The sequence below is a fragment of the Lapidilactobacillus achengensis genome (assembly GCF_003946655.1).
In the GTDB taxonomy this organism is placed as follows: Bacteria; Bacillota; Bacilli; order Lactobacillales; family Lactobacillaceae; genus Lapidilactobacillus; species Lapidilactobacillus achengensis.
In genome coordinates this window covers 1-20,996 of sequence record NZ_RHOV01000011.1, presented here as the reverse complement: position 1 = coordinate 20,996, position 20,996 = coordinate 1, and the positions used below count along the sequence as shown (strand labels likewise).

Annotated in this window: 18 protein-coding genes; 8 read left to right on the top strand and 10 right to left on the bottom strand. The window is 47.0% G+C overall.

The window, feature by feature from the left end; all coding sequences use genetic code 11:
* Positions 1 to 11 precede the first annotated feature (11 nt).
* Positions 12 to 752: an amino acid ABC transporter ATP-binding protein gene (locus tag EKM94_RS07315; RefSeq protein ID WP_125599751.1), complete on the bottom strand. Its 741-nt coding sequence runs from the start codon at positions 750 to 752 to the stop codon at positions 12 to 14.
* Positions 753 to 1,555: 803 nt separating this feature from the next.
* Here EKM94_RS07315 and EKM94_RS07310 point away from each other — a divergent pair.
* The 7 genes from EKM94_RS07310 (at position 1,556) to EKM94_RS07280 (ending at position 10,949) form a co-directional block, all read left to right on the top strand.
* Positions 1,556 to 1,918: a hypothetical protein gene (locus EKM94_RS07310; protein ID WP_125599748.1), complete on the top strand. Its 363-nt coding sequence runs from the start codon at positions 1,556 to 1,558 to the stop codon at positions 1,916 to 1,918.
* Positions 1,919 to 2,006: 88 nt separating this feature from the next.
* A complete protein-coding gene (locus tag EKM94_RS07305) occupies positions 2,007 to 3,650 on the top strand; it encodes a peptide ABC transporter substrate-binding protein (protein WP_125599745.1) in 1,644 nt (547 codons plus the stop codon).
* Between the two features lie 1,127 nt (positions 3,651 to 4,777).
* Positions 4,778 to 6,439, top strand: a complete 1,662-nt coding sequence (locus EKM94_RS07300; protein WP_125599742.1) for a peptide ABC transporter substrate-binding protein — start codon at positions 4,778 to 4,780, stop codon at positions 6,437 to 6,439.
* 481 nt (positions 6,440 to 6,920) lie between these two features.
* Positions 6,921 to 7,859 (top strand): oligopeptide ABC transporter permease, encoded by a 939-nt coding sequence (gene opp3b / locus EKM94_RS07295; RefSeq protein WP_125599741.1) that lies wholly within the window; start codon positions 6,921 to 6,923, stop codon positions 7,857 to 7,859.
* Positions 7,859 to 8,890: an ABC transporter permease gene (locus tag EKM94_RS07290; RefSeq protein WP_125599738.1), complete on the top strand. Its 1,032-nt coding sequence runs from the start codon at positions 7,859 to 7,861 to the stop codon at positions 8,888 to 8,890. The genes opp3b and EKM94_RS07290 overlap by 1 nt, the downstream gene beginning before the upstream one ends.
* Positions 8,891 to 8,902: 12 nt before the next feature.
* Complete coding sequence (locus EKM94_RS07285) at positions 8,903 to 9,994, top strand: ABC transporter ATP-binding protein (RefSeq protein ID WP_125599735.1); 1,092 nt, start codon at positions 8,903 to 8,905, stop codon at positions 9,992 to 9,994.
* Positions 9,984 to 10,949 (top strand): ABC transporter ATP-binding protein, encoded by a 966-nt coding sequence (locus EKM94_RS07280; protein WP_125599732.1) that lies wholly within the window; start codon positions 9,984 to 9,986, stop codon positions 10,947 to 10,949. Before EKM94_RS07285 ends, EKM94_RS07280 begins: the two co-directional genes overlap by 11 nt.
* Positions 10,950 to 11,003: 54 nt before the next feature.
* On the opposite strand, the gene EKM94_RS07275 is transcribed toward EKM94_RS07280, so the two are convergent.
* From EKM94_RS07275 to EKM94_RS07235, 9 genes are all read right to left on the bottom strand, one after another.
* The gene (locus EKM94_RS07275; RefSeq protein ID WP_125599729.1) at positions 11,004 to 11,438 is read right to left on the bottom strand and encodes a hypothetical protein; all 435 of its coding nucleotides are present in this window, start codon (positions 11,436 to 11,438) and stop codon (positions 11,004 to 11,006) included.
* A gap of 459 nt (positions 11,439 to 11,897) precedes the next feature.
* Entirely contained in the window at positions 11,898 to 12,176 is a 279-nt protein-coding gene (locus tag EKM94_RS07270; RefSeq protein ID WP_125599726.1) for a hypothetical protein, read from the bottom strand.
* 155 nt (positions 12,177 to 12,331) lie between these two features.
* Positions 12,332 to 12,823, bottom strand: a complete 492-nt coding sequence (locus EKM94_RS07265; protein ID WP_125599722.1) for a hypothetical protein — start codon at positions 12,821 to 12,823, stop codon at positions 12,332 to 12,334.
* 187 nt (positions 12,824 to 13,010) lie between these two features.
* A complete protein-coding gene (locus tag EKM94_RS07260) occupies positions 13,011 to 14,198 on the bottom strand; it encodes a cation diffusion facilitator family transporter (protein ID WP_125599719.1) in 1,188 nt (395 codons plus the stop codon).
* A gap of 232 nt (positions 14,199 to 14,430) precedes the next feature.
* Positions 14,431 to 15,705, bottom strand: coding sequence for a GGDEF domain-containing protein (locus EKM94_RS07255; RefSeq protein WP_125599716.1), 1,275 nt, complete (start codon positions 15,703 to 15,705; stop codon positions 14,431 to 14,433).
* 37 nt (positions 15,706 to 15,742) lie between these two features.
* A complete protein-coding gene (locus EKM94_RS07250; protein WP_125599713.1) occupies positions 15,743 to 16,906 on the bottom strand; it encodes a GGDEF domain-containing protein in 1,164 nt (387 codons plus the stop codon).
* 369 nt (positions 16,907 to 17,275) lie between these two features.
* Complete coding sequence (locus tag EKM94_RS07245; RefSeq protein ID WP_125599710.1) at positions 17,276 to 17,839, bottom strand: DNA-3-methyladenine glycosylase I; 564 nt, start codon at positions 17,837 to 17,839, stop codon at positions 17,276 to 17,278.
* A gap of 106 nt (positions 17,840 to 17,945) precedes the next feature.
* Complete coding sequence (locus tag EKM94_RS07240) at positions 17,946 to 18,434, bottom strand: universal stress protein (protein ID WP_125599708.1); 489 nt, start codon at positions 18,432 to 18,434, stop codon at positions 17,946 to 17,948.
* A gap of 101 nt (positions 18,435 to 18,535) precedes the next feature.
* Complete coding sequence (locus EKM94_RS07235) at positions 18,536 to 19,690, bottom strand: glycerate kinase (RefSeq protein ID WP_125599705.1); 1,155 nt, start codon at positions 19,688 to 19,690, stop codon at positions 18,536 to 18,538.
* Between the two features lie 127 nt (positions 19,691 to 19,817).
* Here EKM94_RS07235 and EKM94_RS07230 point away from each other — a divergent pair, with 127 nt between their 5' ends.
* Complete coding sequence (locus EKM94_RS07230) at positions 19,818 to 20,612, top strand: tyrosine-protein phosphatase (protein WP_125599702.1); 795 nt, start codon at positions 19,818 to 19,820, stop codon at positions 20,610 to 20,612.
* Positions 20,613 to 20,996: the final 384 nt, after the last annotated feature.

Sequence of the window (20,996 nt, the reverse complement as noted above, 5' to 3'; positions counted from 1 at the left end):
CGCTGGCCCTCCTAGCTGTTGTGAATGATTTTACTGAGAAATTCCTGCGCGCGAATATCTTGTGGGTGGGCAAAGAATTCTTTCGGCTCATGACTGTCTTCGCGGATTTGACCATCCGCCATGAAAATCACCCGATTGCCGACCTCGCGCGCGAAGCCCATTTCATGAGTAACCACAATCATCGTCATGCCTTGCTTGGCGACCTTCTTCATCACGTCCAGAACATCGCCGATCATTTCTGGATCCAGCGCCGAAGTTGGTTCATCAAACAGCAAGGCCTTAGGTTTCATCGCCAATGAGCGCGCGATGGCGATCCGCTGCTTCTGCCCCCCAGAGAGCATACTCGGCAACTTTTGCGCCTGGTCTTCCAAGCCAACCAGCTTCAACAACTGCATGGCCTCCGCTTCCGCCTCGGTCTTTGAATGTTTCAAGACCTTCTCTGGTCCGAGCGTGATGTTTTGCAAAACCGTTTTGTTGGCATACAAATTAAAGTGCTGGAAAACCATTCCGACATTCTTGCGAATCTTATTCATGTTGGTCTTGCGATCAGCCAAGTCGAAATCATCGACGATCAGCTGCCCCCCAGAAACCAGCTCTAACCCATTGATTGTCCGTAATAACGTGCTTTTACCGGAACCCGAGGGACCGATGATCGTCACGATTTCGCCCCGCTCGATCGTTAAATTAATAGCTTTCAACGCCTGAAATTTCCCGTAATATTTCTCAACGTTGTGGAATTCGATCATTGACATAAAATTACCTCCAAATTCTCATAAAGATCAGTGAATGTTCGCTAGCGCCTGAACATTATTTATATGTGACCCATGATACTAAAAAATACTGCTCTTTTTATCTTAATTGAAGCAGACCAACTCTGGCAAGAAAAAAATCACAGTACTGATTAAAATTTTTCGATTTTGCTTGTTTCCAAATGATTATGAATAGTCTAATCATAGCACAACAGCAAGGATAATGAGTACTTATTTTTTATTTTTCTCTCCCGCAAAATTCATTTTTTATGTTAAATAAAATTCACTGGCGTTATAAAAGGCGAATTCGCCGCATTAAGTCCTTATTAAGCTTTAATAATGTCAAGATCGGCGGCTTTTTCTCGTTCTGACAATCCGAACATTAGTCCAGAGATTGTGAAGATTGGTCGAGAGTTGGCGGTTGGCCTGTGTTTAATTGCAGGTGTGGGTGGGTTTGGTGGGGACGCAACCGCCTCAGGACGTTTGTCGTGGCTGGAACGCGGTGGGCACTGTTTTGAGCCAATCCGCAAGCCCGGCGGCTTGTCTCAAAATCAGGCCTTATTCTAAGCGATAAATCGCTAAGAATAATCTCACCGCTGAGCCACACGTCCTGAGGCGGTTGCTAGGCAGAATTGAGCCTATCTGCAATCGAAGTTGTGTATCTGACGAAGTGCTTTTGCAAGTGCGGTGGTCAGAACAATCACCCACTTTTGAGGTGGTACGGCAATGCCAACGGATTTAGATTAGGAGGTCGGGACACTTTACGTAGGCAGAACATCTCTACTTGTTTCCTTAGCAATTAATTGATGAAAACCGACCGGACTTATTTGATTCATCAAGAACTTGCCTCAGTTCATCTGACAGACTGCACTGGTGTCACCAATTTAAAGCTGGTGACCACTAGCCATGGTCGTCAATTGCGTGGCTCCTCATCAATTGGCCATAGCTTGCCAGCTGGCGTGAGTGCTCAAACGGCTGCTATAACGTTGAGCGGCTGGAGCGGAGAAATTCGGGGTGAGATCGCCGTGAAATTGGTCTTAGTGGCTATGCCACTTAGACCAAGGCTCAGCTTTGAGATTCGCGGGTTTTGCGAAGCTCAAAGTGACGCCCACAACGAGCTCACCCCGAATTTCGCAGTGCAAGCTGCGGCCAACCTACTTTTTATCTGAGAAGCGCAACGTTCCGGCAACGATTTACAAACACCGCGAAAACAGGTAAAATGCAAAGTGTTACATCGCATTAAGGAGGAAACTAAATATGAAGTTAACAAATTGGGCTAAAGTGGGGCTGACCTCCCTCGTGGCCTTAACTTTGCTGACCGCTTGTGGCGGCAATAGCAAAAAGAGCAGTACGGGCAAGAGTGAACAGGTCTTCACGCGAATGGAGGGTGACGTCATCGGCGGCATGGACTCCGCCGCCGTCACCGATTCGATCTCGGGACAAGCGTTAGTTGACACGATGGATGGGCTCTATCGTTACAACGGCGCCAAACTAGAACCGGCCGTGGCAACCAAAGTGGTCAAGCCGACCAACGATGGCAAGACCTACACCTTCGACCTACGCAAGAACGCGAAATGGAGCAACGGCGATCCTGTCCAAGCTCAAGATTTTGTCTATGGTTGGAAACGGGCCGTTGATCCCGCGACTAAATCACAGTATGCCTACCTCTTCGCCGGCGTCAAGAACGCGGACGCCATTATGAAAGGTAGCGAGAAGCCTGAGAACTTAGGGATCACCGCTGTCGATGCCCACACCTTAAAGGTTGATCTGGACTACGCTATTCCTTACATGGATGGCCTGCTGACCAACCCCGTCTTTTTCCCACAAAACGAAAAAGCCGTTAAGAAATATGGCAGCGAATATGGCACCGCCTATAATAAAGTTGTTTATAATGGTCCTTTCAAGCTGACTAAATGGACCGGAACGAACTTAAGTTGGAGCGAAGTCAAAAACAAGAGTTACTGGAACGCGAAAGCCGTGAAGTTAGACCGGATCGACGTGCAAGTCGTCAAGGAACCTTCCACCGCCTTGAACCTCTTCCAGAGCGGTAAATTGGACGACGCCATTTTAAGTGGCGAGTCCGCGCGGCAAATGAAGCAAGATCCATCCTTCAAGGCGCAACCGCAAGCCTCAACGTTCTACTTAGAATTGAACCAAAAGAAAGTGGCCGCTTTCCGTAACAAGAATATTCGGCTGGCCATGTCTAAAGCCATCAATCGGAAAGAATTTGTCACCCAAGTTCTGGGTAACTCTTCACTGGTGGCCCACACAGCTGTACCACAGAATCTGGCGCAAATGCCTGACGGGACCGATTTCGCAAAAGCGGCGACTAAGGGTCATGACTACCCAACAACTTTCGACAAGAAAGAAGCCCAAAAGCTTTGGAAGCAAGGCTTGAAGGAGCTCGGGATCACCAGTCTTAACGTTGATTTCTTGACTGACGACTCAGAAAACGCTAAGAAGTCCTCTGAATACTTCCAAAGTCAATTGGAAAGTGTGCTGCCCGGCCTGAAAATGAAGATCACCTCATTGCCGTTCAAATCGCGGCTAACGCGCTCTGAAAGTGGCGACTTCGATATTTGTATCACGCTTTGGGGCGCTGACTTCCCTGACCCGATCACTTATCTGGATCTCTTCACCACCGGCAACCAAAGCAACAATGGTAAATGGTCCAACGCAGACTACGACAAATTGATCCAAGCTAGCAAGACCACCGATGTAACCGACGAAAAGAAGCGGTTCAACGATCTCTTGCAAGCCCAGAACATTCTGACAGATGAGGCCGGGATCATTCCGGTTTATCAGACTGCCCAAGCTCACTTGGTCAACCCCAATGTCAAAGATGTCGCTTACTCACCATCAAACCAATACAATTTCGTCCACACCTATATCGCCAAATAATCGCAATTCAAGCAGATCTGCGAATGTAACAGACCCAGTTAGCACCGTGGTAAAAAAGCCGCGGTGTTTTTTTGAACGAAAAAATGACGGAAATTTATTGAAGTCGTGCAAATGAGTGCCTCCAGCTACCAAGAGCCCCCCAAAAATCTAGTTTAAAGCACGTTATAGCCTTTTTTGAAAACAGTTACCGACGTTCCTCCGAAGTTTAAAGGGTGCTTATGTCTTAACGACCATGCCAGGATTTGGCGCCAGGCCAAGATGTCGGTTTTCGCCAGATATAGCAGAAAAGAAGATTTGGCTATCAAGATTCAGGAATAAGCATAGATGTTCTCGGCTCATAGTCTGAGCTTCCCGGTAAATGGTGTTGTGGTAATCCATTTTACAGGGATCAGGGGGGGCGAACACATTTAAAACTGGAACGAAACTAGTGGTCGCATCAACCGCAGTGCCAGCTAGTAACAAATGGCTAATTAATGTTGCGACCTAATTTCTTCTCATAATAGAATTCGTTAGTTTTGTGAAAAGGATGAATTCAGGTGCTTCATTTATCCAAACGTGCGCCACCAAGCCATTTGTTAAAATTAAGAAAATATGAAAATGCTATTTACTTTTTAATCAAAGCGGGGTATTATAAAAACACGTAATCAATTTCCTGATTACGCTTTAAGCCTTGGACGTTTAAATGAGATCCCATTTCATTTTGTTGAAGTGCTTAAAAAAAGGGTGTGCGTTACCGCTGATTTCAACCACATCTTTCGTTATCCGTTTTCTCCTTATTTTTGATAAATAATTATTTTTATAATTATTTATATCTCCTTAATGCTGAAAGGAAATCCCGAGTATGGTCATGCTCGGGGTTTCTTTTTGTTTTCTCAGAAAGAAACTGCTATTTTGCGTCATAATCAGGTGATTCTACCGTAAATAAAAAGATAAATGAGATATTTTTGAAGTTTATTATTTACTTTTTAATCTCGATGTTGTATGATATTGCCTAATCACATTAGTTCGTCGTGATAAATCAGGCTTGGCAAGGTTAATGTCCAACAAATAAATGAGAGAATGATAATGACCTGGACAATCATTCGCTTTCTCTCAGATTCGCAGCACTATTTACAGGAGGAATCATGATGAAGTGGCAAAAATTAGCAAAATTAACAACCGTGGCCCTGGCCGCGGCAACCATTCTGGCTGCCTGTGGATCGAACAATTCCGGCTCAGGTAGTTCATCAACAAGTAGTTCCGCCGCCAAACAAGTTTTGACGCGGATGGAAGGCGATGTCATCAGTACGATGGACACGTCAGTCATGACAGACGCGATTTCCGGACAGGCAGCGGTCGATACGATGGATGGTCTCTATCGTTATAACGGTGCCACGTTGGAACCGGCGATCGCGACCAAGATCGTTGAGCCCACCAATGAAGGCAAGACTTACACGTACAAATTGCGGAAGGATGCCAAGTGGAGCAATGGCGACGCGGTCACCGCGGAGAACTTCGTCTACGCTTGGCAGCGAACCGTTGATCCCGCGACTAAGTCACAATACGCTTATCTGTATTCGGGTATCAAAAACGCCGACGATATCATGAACGGCAAGAAGGAAGCCAGCACCTTGGGTGTCAGCGCTAAAGATAGTCACACGCTGGTAGTCGAATTGGAACACGCTATTCCTTATTTCAAGACCATGGTGGTTAACCCAGCCTTCTTCCCACAAAATCAAGAGGTTGTTGAGAAGTACGGCGATAAATACGGCACTTCTTCTGATAAGGTCGTCTACAACGGTCCGTTCAAGTTGACTAAGTGGACTGGAACTAATAACAGTTGGAGTGAAGTGCGGAATAAGAGCTATTGGAACGCGAAAGCCGTCAAATTGGATGAAGTTAAGGTCCAAGTTGTCAAAGACAGCTCAACTGCTTTGAACTTGTTCCAAAGTGGCAAGATGGATGATGTCACGATCAGCGGCGAAACCGCGCAACAAATGAAGAACGATCCAAGTTACAAGCCATTGGCGCAAGCGACCGTCTTCTACCTCGAACTAAACGAGAAGAAAGTGCCCGCCTTCAAGAATGAAAAAGTACGTCAAGCTATTTCTAAAGCAATCAATCGTAAGGAATTCGTGAATAACGTTTTAGGTGATTCTTCGATTCCTGCCGCTAACCTTACGCCGCAGAATTTGGCCCAAACGCCAGACGGCACTGACTTCTCGAAAGCAGCCGCAAAAAACGCCGGCAACTCAACGAAGTATGACGCCGCCGAAGCGAAGAAGCTGTGGACAGAAGGCTTGAAAGAAGCCGGTGTGTCAAGCTTGAACTTGGAATACCTAACCGATGATTCTGAAGGCGCTAAGAAATCCGCCGAATATTTCCAAAGCCAGTTAGAGAAGAATCTGCCTGGTCTGAAGCTGACGATCTCCACCGTGCCATTCAAGAGCCGCTTGACCCGTTCTGAAAACGGCGATTTCGACATCGTCATGACGGCTTGGGGCGCTGACTTCCCAGACCCAATCACCTTCCTCGACTTGTTTACCAGCGACAACTCATACAACAATGGTAAATGGAACAGCCCTGAATATGATCAGCTGATCCAAGCTAGCAAAACCACTGATGTCACTGACGAAGACGCTCGTGCCCAAGATCTGTTGAAAGCCCAAGAAATCTTGACGAAAGAACAAGGGATCGTTCCAATTTATCAACGTGCTCAAGGCCACCTGATCAACTCAAAGATCAAGAACTTGGCGTACTCGCCAGCAAATATGTACAACTTCGTACACACCTATATTGCTGGCAAGTAACAAGCAAAGCATTTTTGCTTCAGGAGCTGACTTCTCAATTAGTTCCTAAACCTCTCCTAAACCGCAAGCTGGACACCGCCAGTTTGCGGTTTTGTTTTAAAAGTTGGCGCGTAGTTCGTCCGCCAGCGCCACCGCTGACAAGCACGGCCAGCGACGCGAAGTTGACTTCCTTTCTACCTATATAAGAGGTATGAACTTTTGCGGCGACTCCAAAGGGCGGCCAATGCGTTGGCGCCGCGGGCTTTATTTTCCACCCGATCAGGTGTCAAAATGGCGGTTCTCATTATTCACTTAGTCTGGCGCGCTCATTCAAACTTTGTCACAGCACAACTTCGTCCAATCAATCCGAAATTAGATGAGAAATTAATTAAAAACTCAATTTACAATTTGATCGTTTTACTGTAAGATAGGAACATGCGAATTAAGTAGCAGGTGATTCGGCGATCATTTTATTTATTGAGGCATATAGGGAGTGTAAAACATGAGGAAATATATTTTCAAACGTATCATGTACATGATCTTGACCCTGTTTATCATTGCGACGGCAACTTTCTTCCTAATGAAGTTGATGCCGGGCTCGCCTTACGCGAACCAAGCAAAAATGACGGCAGAGCAACGGGCGATCATGGATGCGCAATATGGGCTGAATAAACCCGTTTACCAGCAATATTTCATTTATTTGATTGGGATCGTCCAAGGTAACTTTGGGACATCATTCCAATTCAATAACCAACCAGTGTCGTTCTTGATTTCTAGTCGGATCGGGCCTTCCATGCAAATTGGGGCTCAGGCGATTGTTTTGGGTACGGTCTTGGGCATTCTTTTGGGCGCGTTAGCCGCGATCCGGAAGAATACTTGGGTCGATACACTGGCCACCTTTTTCGCGATTTTGGGACGTTCGATCCCGAACTTTGTTTTCGCCGTTTTACTCCAGTTCTACTTAGCATTCAAGCTCAAAATTTTCCCGATCGCTTTGTGGGATGAAGGATTTCGTTCGAGTATTCTACCAACGATTGCTTTGTCAATGGCCCCACTGGCAACAACTGCCCGGTTCATGCGGACAGAAATGGTCGATGTTTTGAACTCGGATTATATTGAATTAGCGCGGGCTAAGGGGAATACCCCTTGGCAAACCGTGGCTAAGCACGCATTACGTAATTCGCTGATTCCTGTTATCACGATCATCGGACCGATGGCGGTCGATCTGATGGTTGGTTCAATGGTCGTCGAGAATATCTTCTCGATTCCTGGTATCGGCGATCAATTCGTCAAATCAATCACAACCAATGACTATCCAACAATCATGGGACTGACCTTGTTGTACTCATTCATGTTGGTTGTTGTGATCCTGATCGTTGATATCCTTTACGGATTCATCGACCCACGAATCAGACTTAGCGGAAACGAGGGCTCTAACTAATGGCTGATAATACTTCTGATATCAAACTAAACGCGGACAGTTTCAAACCTGTCGCGGCCAATAACGTTGACGAACAAGAGAAGATTTCTGCGCCTTCCCTGACCTTCTTCCAAGACGCGATCCGCCGGCTACGGAAAAACAAAGCGGCGGTTTTCTCTTTCTGGTTGTTGGCGATCATTATTTTCATTTCGATCGTCTCGATTTGGTGGACGCCTAGCGATCCCAACGCGCAACATGTCGCCTACGCGAACTTACCACCGAAAATCGCGAATGGTAACATCCCTGGTTTCACTGGGAAAGCCAATGTTGGCGGCAATATCGTCGATAAATATGCGGCGGCGAAGGTTCCTAAGGGAACTTACTATGTTTTAGGCACCGACTATTTAGGCCGTGATTTGTTCTCGCGGCTGATGAAAGGGGTGGCCTTATCCCTGTTGATCGGTTTACTGGCGACTTTGTTCGACTTGGTGATCGGGGTGCCATACGGAATCATTTCCGGGTGGAAAGGCGGCAAAACCGATACGATCATGCAGCGGATCATTGAAATCATTTCTTCGATCCCGAACTTGGTCGTGGTGATCTTGATGTTGCTACTCTTCACACCAGGACTAGGTTCAATCGTCGTCGCCATGGGGATCACTGGCTGGATCACCATGGCCCGGCTAGTCCGGGCAGAAACGCTGACCTTGAAAACCCAAGAATATATTTTGGCAGCGCAAACTTTGGGCGAATCGCCTTTCCGGATTGCCCTAAAGCATCTGATCCCGAATCTATCCTCAACGATCATTATCCAGACGATGTTCTCGATTCCCACGGCAATCTTCTTTGAAGCCTTCTTAAGCTTCATTGGGATCGGGATCCCAGCGCCAAACGCTTCGTTGGGTACCTTATTATCAGATGGGCAAAAGACCTTCCGCTTCTTGCCTTATCAAATGTGGTATCCAGCGGCAGTCATCAGTATCATTATGATTGCTTTCAACTTGTTAGCTGACGGCTTACGTGATGCTTTTGATCCAAAAACACAGGAATAGGAGCGGCACAAGATGGAAAAGATTCTAGAAGTGAACGACTTACAAATAGATTTTGATACCTTCGCCGGCTCAGTGAAAGCTATTCGTAACGTCAATTTTCATTTGAACAAAGGCGAAACTTTGGCAATCGTTGGTGAATCCGGTTCTGGCAAATCGGTCACAGTCCGTAGCATCATGGGCTTATTGGCCAACAACGCCAAAGTCGCCAGTGGCTCGATCGATTTCAAGGGCCGCGATATTTTGAAATTAAGTAATCGTGAGATCGAAAAGATTCGCGGGAATGATATTTCGATGATTTTCCAAGATCCAATGACCTCTTTGGATCCAACCATGCCGATCGGCAAACAAGTCGCGGAGCCACTGTTGATCCATGGCAATGTGTCGAAGAAGAAGGCGATGGCCCGCGCTGAAGAAGTACTGGAACTGGTTGGGATCACCAACGCGAAGAATCGGATGAAGGACTATCCGCACCAATTCTCTGGTGGGCAGCGGCAACGGATCGTCATCGCCATCGCCATTGTCAACTACCCAGAGATCCTGATCGCTGACGAACCCACGACCGCTCTGGACGTGACGATCCAAGCGCAGATCATCGACCTCATGAAAGAATTACAAAACAAGATCGAAACATCGATCATCTTCATCACCCATGACCTGGGTGTGGTTGCTGGGATCGCCGATCGAGTCGCGGTCATGTACGCCGGCAAGATCATCGAATATGGTTCCGTTGACGAGATTTTCTACAATCCGCAACATCCTTACACTTGGGGGCTGCTGAATTCCATGCCGACCCTGGATACTGATTCCGATCGTTTATACGCGATTCCCGGAACGCCGCCGAACTTGCTGAACCCACCTAGGGGTGACGCGTTCGCACCACGTAATCCTTATGCGATGCAAATCGACTATCAGGCCATGCCACCTTTCTTTAAGGTCTCTGATACTCATTATGCGGCAACTTGGCTCCTTCATCCCGACGCACCCAAGACCGAACCACCAGTCGCCATTAGAAAGCGCCAGGAAGAATTCCGACGTTTGGTCGCTGAAGGTAAGATCACTCAACCTGAAAATGACGAAGGAGGCGTGAAGGACGATGCAGAATAATCCGCAACCTAACGAGCGCAAGAAGCTGATTGAGGTCAAGCATCTCAAACAATACTTCAACGCTGGTCGCCGCAATGAAGTCAAAGCCATCGACGATATCAGTTTTGATATTTATGAAGGTGAAACTTTCGGGCTTGTTGGTGAATCCGGCTCCGGCAAAAGCACCACCGGCCGCAGTATCATCCGGCTGTATAATCCAACCAGCGGTGAAATCAAATTCAACGGTACCGACATTAGCAAGATCAAGCATAAAGATATGTTACAATTCCGACGGGAAATGCAAATGATCTTCCAAGATCCTTATGCCTCACTGAACCCACGAATGAAGGTTAAGGACATTATCGCTGAGGGCTTGGACATCCATCATCTGGTCAAAACCGACGAAGAGCGTGATGCACGCGTCAACGAACTGCTGGATCTCGTTGGCTTAAGCCACGATCACGCCACCCGCTATCCCCACGAGTTCTCCGGTGGACAACGGCAACGGATCGGGATCGCCCGCGCCTTAGCGGTGGAACCACGCTTTATCATCGCTGATGAGCCGATCTCCGCCTTAGACGTGTCGATCCAGGCGCAAGTTGTCAACTTGCTGCGCGACATTCAAAAAGAGCAAAATTTGACTTATCTCTTTATCGCCCATGATTTGTCGATGGTTAAATACATCAGTGATCGCATCGCGGTTATGCATAATGGTCGCTTGATGGAGCTTTCCACCGCCAATGAGGTTTACAATCACCCCCTGCATCCGTACACCAAGAGCTTGCTCTCGGCCGTACCTTTGCCTGATCCGTTTTACGAACGGAATCGTCATCGTAAGAACTATGACAATAGTATCGAGAATGATGGCCAGATTCGTTCGTTGCAAGAAATCGTTCCCGGGCACTTTGTCCTCGCTACCGAGGAAGAAGTCGCTGGCTATCAAGCCGCCGCCGAAGAATACAATCTCGGTGACTAAATTTTGAATGCTTCCCCCGCTCGTCAGAGAACGCCTCTGACGAGCTTTTTTTGTTCAGAGTTCAGAACCAATCTGAGTAGCTCCTGAGCATTTGTCTAGCAAAAGTAGGTTGGCCGCAGCTTGCGCTGCGAAATTCGGGGTGAGCTCGCTGTGGGCGTCACTTTGAGCTTCGCAAAACCCGCGAATCTCAAAGCTGAGCCTTGGTCTAAGTGGCATAGCCACTAAGACCACTTTCACGGCGATCTCACCCCGAATTTCTCCACTCCAGCCGCTCAACGTTATAACAGTCGTTTGAGCACTCACGCCAATTGGCAAGCTATCGCCAATTGATGGGGAGCCACGCAATTGACGACCGTGGTTAGTGGTCACAATCTTTAAATTGGTGACACCAGTGCAGTCTATCTGATGAACTGGGGCAGGTTCTTGATGAATCAGCTGAGTCGGTCGTTTACCAGCAGAAATCAGTTTAAATGGGTGAGATAAAGCCACTGACTCTATCCGAAATATACCGACCTACTAATCCAAATCAGTTGGCATTGCCGTACCACCCAATAAATGGGCAATTGTTTGATCTCAATCTTGCAAAACCACTTCGTCAGATACCCAACTTCAATTGCAGATCGGCTCAATTCTGCCTAGCAACCGCCTCAGGACGTGTGGCTCTATCTAGAGTGAGAGCCGACCTGGTCAGTTTCTGAGCATTAGCTTAGCAACTATTTTGGAGGCGTGTTTATGCCTCCCGGAATAGTTACATAGCTAAGCGCAGGGAGCTACGTTTCCAGCCACGACAAACGTCCTGAGGCGGTTGCGTCCCCATCCACCCCCCGCACCTGCAATCAAGCAAAAGATTTAGAACAACCGATCCATCACCCATGGTTTGTTGCGAAAACAAATAGAGATGTTCAGACTACCCAAATATACCGACCACCTAATTCAAATCCGTTGGTGTTACAGTACCACCAAAAAGTGGGCAATTGGTTGACCTCTAGCTTGCAAAAGCACTTCGCCAAATCCTTCGCTTCGATTGCTGATAATCGCAATTCTGCCTAGCAACCGGCTGGGACTGCGCGGCTCAGTGGTGAAATTGTCCTTGGCGGCTTTGCCGCTTAGGACAAGGCTCGATTTGAAGACAAGCCGCTGGGCCTGCGGATTGGCTTCAAACGACGCCCACCACGTTCCAGTCCGCAACAGCAGTCCCAGCCGGTTGCGCTCACGCGCAACACCCACCAAAAGCCTGCAATTAAACACGGATTCAAGAACAGAAAGCAAACAATGCCGACCACGTTTCAGAGTGCGGAACACAACGGGTTTGACTTTGAGCATTAGCCCAGCAACAAAAAAACGCCCCTACCAGGGACGTCTGATTGATGCACATTTTTCAATTAAGCCGCTTGCCACTGGGTCAACGCATCGGCCGCTAGCGCGATACTGATGGCCGCATCCTTCGATAAGTTCTGGCGGACCAGCTCCGTGCTGCTGATGGCCACGACCGCGCCCAACACCTTGAAGCTATACGCGATGATTTGCAGGTCCTTACGCGGCGAGTAGCCTTCGGAATAGCTATCCTCGTGATTATATTCAAACTGGATCTCACCATCGGCTAAGGCGCCGTCAACGTGATTGACCAGCACCCGGTCCTGTAATTTGCTCATGGTGTCGCGCTCACCTGGTAAGGTCAGCTTGTGATCGGAAACCGTCCGATAGTAGGTCTCCTGTGACATGGTCAAATAAGTCGTCACGGGCTGTTCGAAAATATGCAGCGTGTCGATCAGTTGATAAACCTTGTCGGCCTCAAATTTGATTTTTTGCGCCACGATTTCATTAGTATTGGTTTGTAACCAATCAGCGTATTGTTTGATTGCTTCGCGTTCCATCTCTCGTCCTCCTAAAAATATCTATCCGCTTTTCATTTTACTTGTCTAACGGGCAAGAAACAACCCTCAGCCCTGACAAACGTCCTCAGACGGCGGTAGCGCGATGCTACCCCGCCGCACCTGACAAACCACACACACTTCTAACCATACCCCGGCCAAAATGGCTCAACCGTTCTAAATCAACATGCTAAATCAAGGTATGATCATGCATCGCATAATTGTGGTCAAAGGTGATCTCGGCGGTAACATCGCCGAGGATCTTCCGCAGATCGTGGTTGATGCCCACCAGCAATTCATCATCGCTAACCTTGACAGAATCGGGAACGATCACATCAAACTGGATCAGATGATCGCTGTTGACTAACCGCTCCACATGAAAGTCGTGGGTTTGCAAGCCCAACTGATAATGACCAATGACAGCTTGGACCGCTTCATAGATCTGAGCGGATTTCCGGCTCCGAATATCGATGGGATCCACATGGCAGACCATATGAATGTGTTGCTGATGCCAGAAATCATGTTCGATTTTGTCGATCACCTTATGGGCGTGGTTCAAGGACCAACCACTGTCCAACTCAATATGGACCGTGGCGAAAATACTATTGGGACCGTACTGGTGCACCATCAGGTCATGATAGCCCAGGATCGCCTCGGAGTCGTCCAAAAGAGTGGTCATTTTCGCCAGCAAGGCGTCTTCCGGCTGGTGACCTAGGAGCGAGCTGATAAAAGAGCGAATCATGGTCAAGGCGCTGATCAAAATATAAATGGCCACCGCTAACCCGACATACCCATCCAACTGCCAACCAGTCATATTCTGGATAACGGCGGACACAAGGACGGCGATGGTGGCATAAACATCATTCAAGCTATCTTTAGCAGTGGCAACTAAGGTCAACGAGTCAATGATTTGCCCGACTCGCCGGTAAAACAGCACTTGCCAGATCTTCAAACCGATCGACAGTGCGAGCACCACATAAACCGCCGGCGCATAACTTACACTGACTGGATCCAAGATTTTCTTAAACGACGTTGTGGTGAACTGCAAGCCAACAAACAGAATCACCATTGAAATCAGGAACCCTGCGATCGTTTCCGAACGTTCGTGACCATAGGGATGGTCGTGATCGGGTTTCTTCTCCGCCATCTTAAACCCGATCACCGTGACCACCGATGACAACATATCGGATAAGTTGTTCACAGCGTCGGTGATGATCGCGATACTACCCGAAATCACACCAATCACAATTTTCAACCCAAAGAGAATCAAGTTAGAAATAATACCAACCAAGCCAGCAAAGAAGCCGTAATTGGCCCGCCGCTCAAGCGCTGAGCGATGGCGATTCTTCTTCGCTAACCAATTTAAAAACAGTTGCATTGCTCACGCCTCCTTATGCCCCTAACTTACCTACCAGTATAGCACGGGAGCAACCGTAACCACAGCGATTGCCCTAAGAGACAATCTCCCCGATCGACCTAAAAGCCAAATAAAAAAACGCACCACCGAATTCGGAGGCTGCGTCCTTCTGCGTCCTTCCATGAAAGCTTACGTTAAATACCAAGAACTCTCAATCTACTACGATCAGAAAGACCAGTTCGTGGTGGAACCCCTAATTATTATTAGAGCTCGTTTCTTCAGCGTTCTGTGAACCTGCTCTGAGAAAATCAGCCCGCTCGCTAGCCAAGCGATCAGCCGCCGAAATCTTATCCGCCATATTCTCGTCAGCGGTGATGGTCAAATCGGTCGCCTCACTAACGATTTGATTGCCACCATGGCGTTTAGCAGTATAAGTTAATAAATCCACCCGATCAAAAAACTCCTTTGAAGTTTCATCCGTGGGTAAGGTCGAATTCAGCCCACCTGAAAAGGTCAAATCGATAATATTGCCTTTATATTGAAAGACCGTATCACGAACTTCCATCAGAACAGCTTGACTCGCAGCCTCCGCATCCGTGGTTGAGACCTGCGAGAAAACCAGCGCGAATTCCTCGCCCCCGATTCGATAAAAAGACGCGTCCTGCTTCGACTTTAAAGCTCGTTTCACCGCGAGACAGAAATTAATCAGGACATAGTTACCCGCCAAATGGCCATAAGTATCGTTAATGCACTTAAAGTGATCCAAATCCATGATCATCATGGCCAGTGGCAAGCCCTTCTCTTGACTTCTCTGGAAAGTATGCTCCATATTCAGGTTAAAAGCATGGTAATTATAGGTGTGCGTCAAACCATCAATATACGCTGCCTGGGTCCGTTTAAAAATCATTTCTTGGTTCAGCTGCATTGAATACGACAACATGTAAGGAATCGAAATCAACACCACCATTTGAATCATATAGGTAACGACTGTCGATAAGCTTGCCGTATACGTTTTAGCGTAGAGAACGTTATAGCTATAATAGCCCACCCAAAAAAGCAGACCGGCCAAGTTGAACAGAATCAGACGAACAACCCAATGCTTGATGTGCGGCGTATTTCCGATAAATAAAATCACAAAAAAAATCGCCGCATACATCATAATATAGAAGAGTGAGTTAACCGTGATTCCCCGAAAAATCAAATAACCCAAACAAATAATGTCGAACGACGCGATGACCACATCAGTACTCACGAACATCATCACCAGAATCAAGGTGACCAGTTTCAGATTAACCAGCAGCATAGGCGACGCATCATTATACTTCTGGAAAATAAACATGATCAGGCCGACCGAGGAGAAAAAAGCGGTTGCTAAAATCCGCAAACGCCAATCCATTTTTCCAACCCAGATTGCCTCGTTAGCATGACGCGAAGTGTAACTATTGCTAACGAATTGAAATAAGAAAAAAATCCCTAAAATGACCATGAGTTCAATAAACGCGAACCCATTACTATTAATTCGAATCATCTCAACAGCTCCAAAAAGAAATTCATACGATCAACACTCAATCGTTAAGCCCGTTCATCAACCGCGGTCCCACAGTGATTTGATCACGGCCTTTTTGTTTCGATAGATAAGTCAGACCATCGACCCGATCATAAAATTGCCGTGAGGTCAGGTCATCCGCTCCGGTTTGGGCCAATCCTCCGGAAAAAGTCAGTCTAATCGCCGTACCGCGATATATAAATTCGGCATCCCGTACACGCTGCTCGATTTGTTTAGCCAAAGCGAGCGCCTGAGTAGACTCTGTCTCAGAAAAAATCAGAGCGAATTCTTCGCCGCCAATGCGATAAAGTTTATACTCACTACTAACAGGGAGTTGCTCAAGCACCACTTCACAGAAATGAACCAAGACATAATTCCCCGCCAAGTGACCATAGGTATCATTGATGTGCTTGAAATGATCCAAATCCAATACCATCATTGATAAGGGTGTCTGATTCTCCTGACTAAATTGAAAGGCATGTTCCAAGTTCAAGTTAAAGGCGTGATAATTATAAACATGGGTCAAGCCATCAAGATAAACTTCCTGAGTCCGTTTGAAAACCGTCAATTGATCCAGCTGCATTGAATACGCAACCGTATAAGGTACCGAAATCAACACAATCATTTGTAACAGATAATAGAATAACTGGCGCACCGACATGTCCAACACATGCATGATTTGGACGTAAAATGCGTAGGTCGCCAGCCAATACAGCGCGCCCAAAAGATTAAAGAGCAGTAGCCGCCACCAAGGGCCGACTTTGGTGTTGCGCGTCACTCCTAGCAGAAAGCCGAATAAAACCGCATAAAAGACCACATAGGCCAAGGTGCTAGGATCAATGCCATGAAGCGCGAAATAATATAACGCCGTCACATCAAAGACAGCCACGATCACATCCTGGCTGACAAAGGTCATTACCATAATCATTGAAGCAATCACTAGATTGACCGCGATGCGTGAATCACTGGCAGTTAATTTCTGAAAGGTAACCAAAATAATCCCAACGAGACAGAAAAGAATCGTGGTAATCAAGCGTAACTGCCAATCCATTTTCCCGACCCAAACCGCATCATTTGAATGCCGCCGTGAATACGAATTCCCAACAAACTGAAAAACAAACAAAGTTCCAAAAATAACAAGCAATTCCATGACGATCAACGTCACGCCACTGATTTCAATCATTTTTCCTTCCTTACGAAATGTTTAAACCAACGGCACGATTGGGTTGAGCAACCGTACTTGCCCAACATTTCAGCGAGCATCATCATCAACGATTAGCATGATGATATGAAAAATGGAGGCCAGGCCTCCACCGATTTATTGTGTAATAAGAAATATACAACCTAAGTAAATAATACGTCTTTTATATATAATTATCAACTATGATTATCAGGTGAACAACCAAAAATAGGCTACTTTGATAAAAATATCTGTAACTACTGTGACCAGTTTGGATCAGCCATTAAACGCTCCACAAATGGTCAGACCTTGTTGCTGCGGCGTCGAAGCCAGTCAACCAGCCTTAGACGACCGGCAGCCGTGGCCGGTTCCTTAATTCGCGGTTTTGGCGCGACAGCCGACGAGATGATCGTCCACCACCCCAACTGCCTGTAACCACGAGTAAATCACAGTGGGACCGACAAATTTGAAACCCCGCTGTTTCATATCTTTGGCAATCGTTTTGGCCAAAGGTGAGGTGCTAGGCACATCAGCATCTTGGCGCGGCCGATTGATGATCGGTCGACCATCAACGAAATGCCACAAGTAAGTAGCCAAGGAGTCATACTCGCCGCTTGCGTCCAATTTCAAGATTGCCTGCGCGTTATTGATCGTGGCACTAAGCTTCAGCCGATTGCGAATAATGGTCGGATCTTGCAACAGGCGTTCCAAATCGTTGTCCGTCAGCGCCGCGACTTTGGTCAATTCAAAATCGGAAAAAGCTGCTTCGAAAGCCGCTTGCTTGTTTAGCACCGTTTGCCAACTCAATCCTGCCTGATAGGTTTCCAAACACAACCATTCAAAGAGCAACCGCTCGGAATGTTCTGGTCTCCCCCAAATCTGATCATGGTACTGTTGTAGCGCTGGTGACCCCTGCGCCCAAGAACAATTAGCCATCAAAAAAGCCTCCATTCACCGTTCACCTTATTTTAACAGAGGTCAACGGAAATGAGGGCAATGGTTAGAATTATTTGGCTACTAATAATTTGAGACGCTTCAGGAATTATTTCTTACGGCGCCGACCTTGATACTTGTTTTCCAAATCGGTCCGAACGATCAACACATCGCACGGTGCCTGACGATTGACATATTCAGTGACCGAACCCACCAGAACACGTTCCACCGCATTTAAACCAGTCGCGCCGATCATAATCAAATCAGTATGATGATCCCGGGGAAAATCTTTGGCAATCACGACTTTAGGATTTCCAAAACGGACATGGATACCAATATCTTTCAGCCCATCACGCTCGATCGTGGCCGCCCGAAGATTCTCAAGATAGCTTTGCGCGTCCTCAGAAATCTGGTAGATCGCATCGCCAGTTAAGCCGCCACCATAATTGCCAACAAACTGTTTTGTATCCAGCACGGTCAGTAGATCCAAATGTGCGCCGTTTGCTTGAGCGACTCGCTTGGCCTTGTTAAAGGCTAACTCTGCTTCAGGCGAACCATCGACTGGAACCAAGATATTACGATATTCTTGCTCTAACATTTCTAGCACCCGCTTTCTCTTCTATACTAAAATCATAAACTTAAACGTTGATAAATACAAGAATCAAGACATATCATCTTCGCCACCCAGCATAGTCAAAACTAATCATGCAGTAACTTCAGCACTTCTTGAGTCGTAAACGATAGACTTTGGCGAACTTCGACTTGTCCCGGATCAGCCTCCGTAAAGGACTGTGGCACCTGCATCCCAATCAAGGTCGGCAAAACCAGCAAGCTGACTGTTGGCCACGGTGTCCGCGCTGCCGGCAAGCTCCGGCTCAATGTCATGAGTACCGTCGGCAATTGCACCAACGCGCATTGTTCCGCAAGATGATAGATCAAGGAATCAACAAAGTCATCATTGACCGCGCCAGCCGTTAACAAAGCAGCATCAAAGCCGCTCATTATTCTGTCCAGATCCAAAACGCGGATCAGCCACGCGAATGGATCTGTCTCGATCGTCGCCCCTAAGCAAGACAAGGCGCCAGCCACGCCACCGGCCGCACCGGTCCCCACCGTTTCGTTCAAATCAACACTGAATAACGTCCGCAAGGTGCGATTGACCGCACCAGCACGGACATCTAGACGAACCACTTGTTCCGACAGTAAGCCCAACTGCTTACCGGCCTTAACGATGCCACCATCATGACCACTATAATTCGTGGTTTCCTTGGTCAAAACGGTGAGATGGACCTTCGCCAATAATTCTGAAGTCTTGGCCAAATTGATCGAGCCAAAATTGATCAACGGATTCTCACCAACGGGGATCGGATCCCCGCTCTCGTCAGAAATCACGGCGCCCAACGCCTGCAACATTCCCAAACCACCATCGATCATCCCCGTCTCGCCCAGGATCAAAACGATCTCCTTAGCCTCATTAGTGACCGCATCCAGGATCAGCTGGCCTAGGCCATAGCTCGTCGCGTGGAACAAATCATGATTCTGATAAGTTTGACTCAAAACAGGGTTACTGAAACTCGTTGTATCGATCAAGGCGGTGGTCTCATCTTGCAAAACCGTCAATAAATAGGTGGTCTGCGCGCTACCCCAGGTCGGACCATAGAAGGTAAAATCAACCAGCTCACCATCATTCCATTCATGCATCCCAGCAATGACCTGATTCAACTCCCCATTAAATGGCAATGAGGTCACCTCATGATCCCGATGATCTTGTTGTAAAACTTCCTGCAGAACTTGGCCACAGTCCGCACCTGAAACGTTCGCGGCCAAAGCCTGATTTGCAATCAAAATTCGCATAGTGCACCTACCATTCTCAAAATAATCAAAAAGATGATCCAAACGAAAAAATGACAAACAATTGCATGACACTGATTCTCTGTTATGATTAAGACGTTCCCAATAAAGTGATTGTGAGGTTTATTAAATGACAACACGTCTTCTAAAAATTGAAAGCGGGCACAATTTTCGCGAATTGGGCGGCTATGCCACTCAAGATGGACGCCATCTGAAATATCATAAAGTGATCCGGGCCGGCCATCTCTGCGATCTTTCCACGACCGACCAACAGAAACTAACTGCTTATGGCGTTCGCCAAGATGTCGATTTCCGGTCGCGCGATGAGGTCGACAAGGGCCCTGATCGGGTGCCCCAACAAGCTGATTATATTTTCAATCCGATCTTTGCCGTTGATGAGACCCGCAGTACCGAAAGCGCCGCCCAAATCGCCGCGACGCTAAAAGCGGATCCAAACGCCGGCTACCAACAGATGATCAAGGTCTACCATAATCTTATCACGGACCCGCACGCACAGAAAGCCTTTCGCCAATTCTTTGCCTTACTTTTGGCCAATGACAAAGATAATGAAGCCTTACTGTTCCATTGTACTGGGGGCAAGGACCGTACTGGCATTGGCGCTTACTTGTTCTTGAATGCTTTGGGCGTTGATCAACGGACGATTCGCGAGGATTATCTCTTGACCAACACCGTCACGAAAACATACTTGGATGAATTCTTGACCAGTTTACGAAATAAAGGCGAGAGCGAGATCTCAATCCAGAATACCCGCTCTTTCTGGGTCGTCGAACCTGGTTATTTAGATCAAGCCGAGCACGATATCGCAGAAACTTCTGGAAATGTTCACAATTTCTTAACAAATATCTTGGATTTAAGTGAAAACGACTTACGTGATCTCCGCCGCATTTACTTGACCGCTGAGTAGCAGCCCAAGCTTCGAAAAATCGAAATCAATTGGGCACAATTGCTTCATAGCTTTCCTTTACTATAATAAGCGTAGTCAATAAATGACTTCCCCCCCCAATAATTTTGAAGCACAAATTTCTTTTTCATCTCCCCCCAATACTTGAAAAAGATAACATTCGATAAGAATGGAAAAGACAGGCCATAGGCGCCTGTCTTTTTTTGTGCTCTTTTTTTGGGTCTAGAATTTTGCGAACTTCCGGGTCTAGAATTTTTGGTGTTGAAAGATGATTTCACACCAGGAGTTCTAGACTTTTTTGATGACATAAAAAGGCATCTACGCCTCCTAGTGCTATACTTTAAGTGACTAAACCAAAGGTAAGCGAGGTAGGTATAGATGTCCCAA

What these genes read in the sequence shown, in the direction of transcription:
- EKM94_RS07230 (WP_125599702.1), top strand. Translation starts at nt 19,818, where the DNA reads ATGACAACACGTCTTCTAAAAATTGAAAGCGGGCACAATTTTCGCGAA.
- EKM94_RS07315 (WP_125599751.1), bottom strand. Translation starts at nt 752, where the DNA reads ATGTCAATGATCGAATTCCACAACGTTGAGAAATATTACGGGAAATTT.
- EKM94_RS07305 (WP_125599745.1), top strand. Translation starts at nt 2,007, where the DNA reads ATGAAGTTAACAAATTGGGCTAAAGTGGGGCTGACCTCCCTCGTGGCC.
- EKM94_RS07260 (WP_125599719.1), bottom strand. Translation starts at nt 14,198, where the DNA reads ATGCAACTGTTTTTAAATTGGTTAGCGAAGAAGAATCGCCATCGCTCA.
- EKM94_RS07310 (WP_125599748.1), top strand. Translation starts at nt 1,556, where the DNA reads ATGAAAACCGACCGGACTTATTTGATTCATCAAGAACTTGCCTCAGTT.
- opp3b (WP_125599741.1), top strand. Translation starts at nt 6,921, where the DNA reads ATGAGGAAATATATTTTCAAACGTATCATGTACATGATCTTGACCCTG.
- EKM94_RS07280 (WP_125599732.1), top strand. Translation starts at nt 9,984, where the DNA reads ATGCAGAATAATCCGCAACCTAACGAGCGCAAGAAGCTGATTGAGGTC.
- EKM94_RS07255 (WP_125599716.1), bottom strand. Translation starts at nt 15,705, where the DNA reads ATGATTCGAATTAATAGTAATGGGTTCGCGTTTATTGAACTCATGGTC.
- EKM94_RS07300 (WP_125599742.1), top strand. Translation starts at nt 4,778, where the DNA reads ATGAAGTGGCAAAAATTAGCAAAATTAACAACCGTGGCCCTGGCCGCG.
- EKM94_RS07250 (WP_125599713.1), bottom strand. Translation starts at nt 16,906, where the DNA reads ATGATTGAAATCAGTGGCGTGACGTTGATCGTCATGGAATTGCTTGTT.
- EKM94_RS07245 (WP_125599710.1), bottom strand. Translation starts at nt 17,839, where the DNA reads ATGGCTAATTGTTCTTGGGCGCAGGGGTCACCAGCGCTACAACAGTAC.
- EKM94_RS07235 (WP_125599705.1), bottom strand. Translation starts at nt 19,690, where the DNA reads ATGCGAATTTTGATTGCAAATCAGGCTTTGGCCGCGAACGTTTCAGGT.
- EKM94_RS07240 (WP_125599708.1), bottom strand. Translation starts at nt 18,434, where the DNA reads ATGTTAGAGCAAGAATATCGTAATATCTTGGTTCCAGTCGATGGTTCG.
- EKM94_RS07290 (WP_125599738.1), top strand. Translation starts at nt 7,859, where the DNA reads ATGGCTGATAATACTTCTGATATCAAACTAAACGCGGACAGTTTCAAA.
- EKM94_RS07285 (WP_125599735.1), top strand. Translation starts at nt 8,903, where the DNA reads ATGGAAAAGATTCTAGAAGTGAACGACTTACAAATAGATTTTGATACC.
- EKM94_RS07265 (WP_125599722.1), bottom strand. Translation starts at nt 12,823, where the DNA reads ATGGAACGCGAAGCAATCAAACAATACGCTGATTGGTTACAAACCAAT.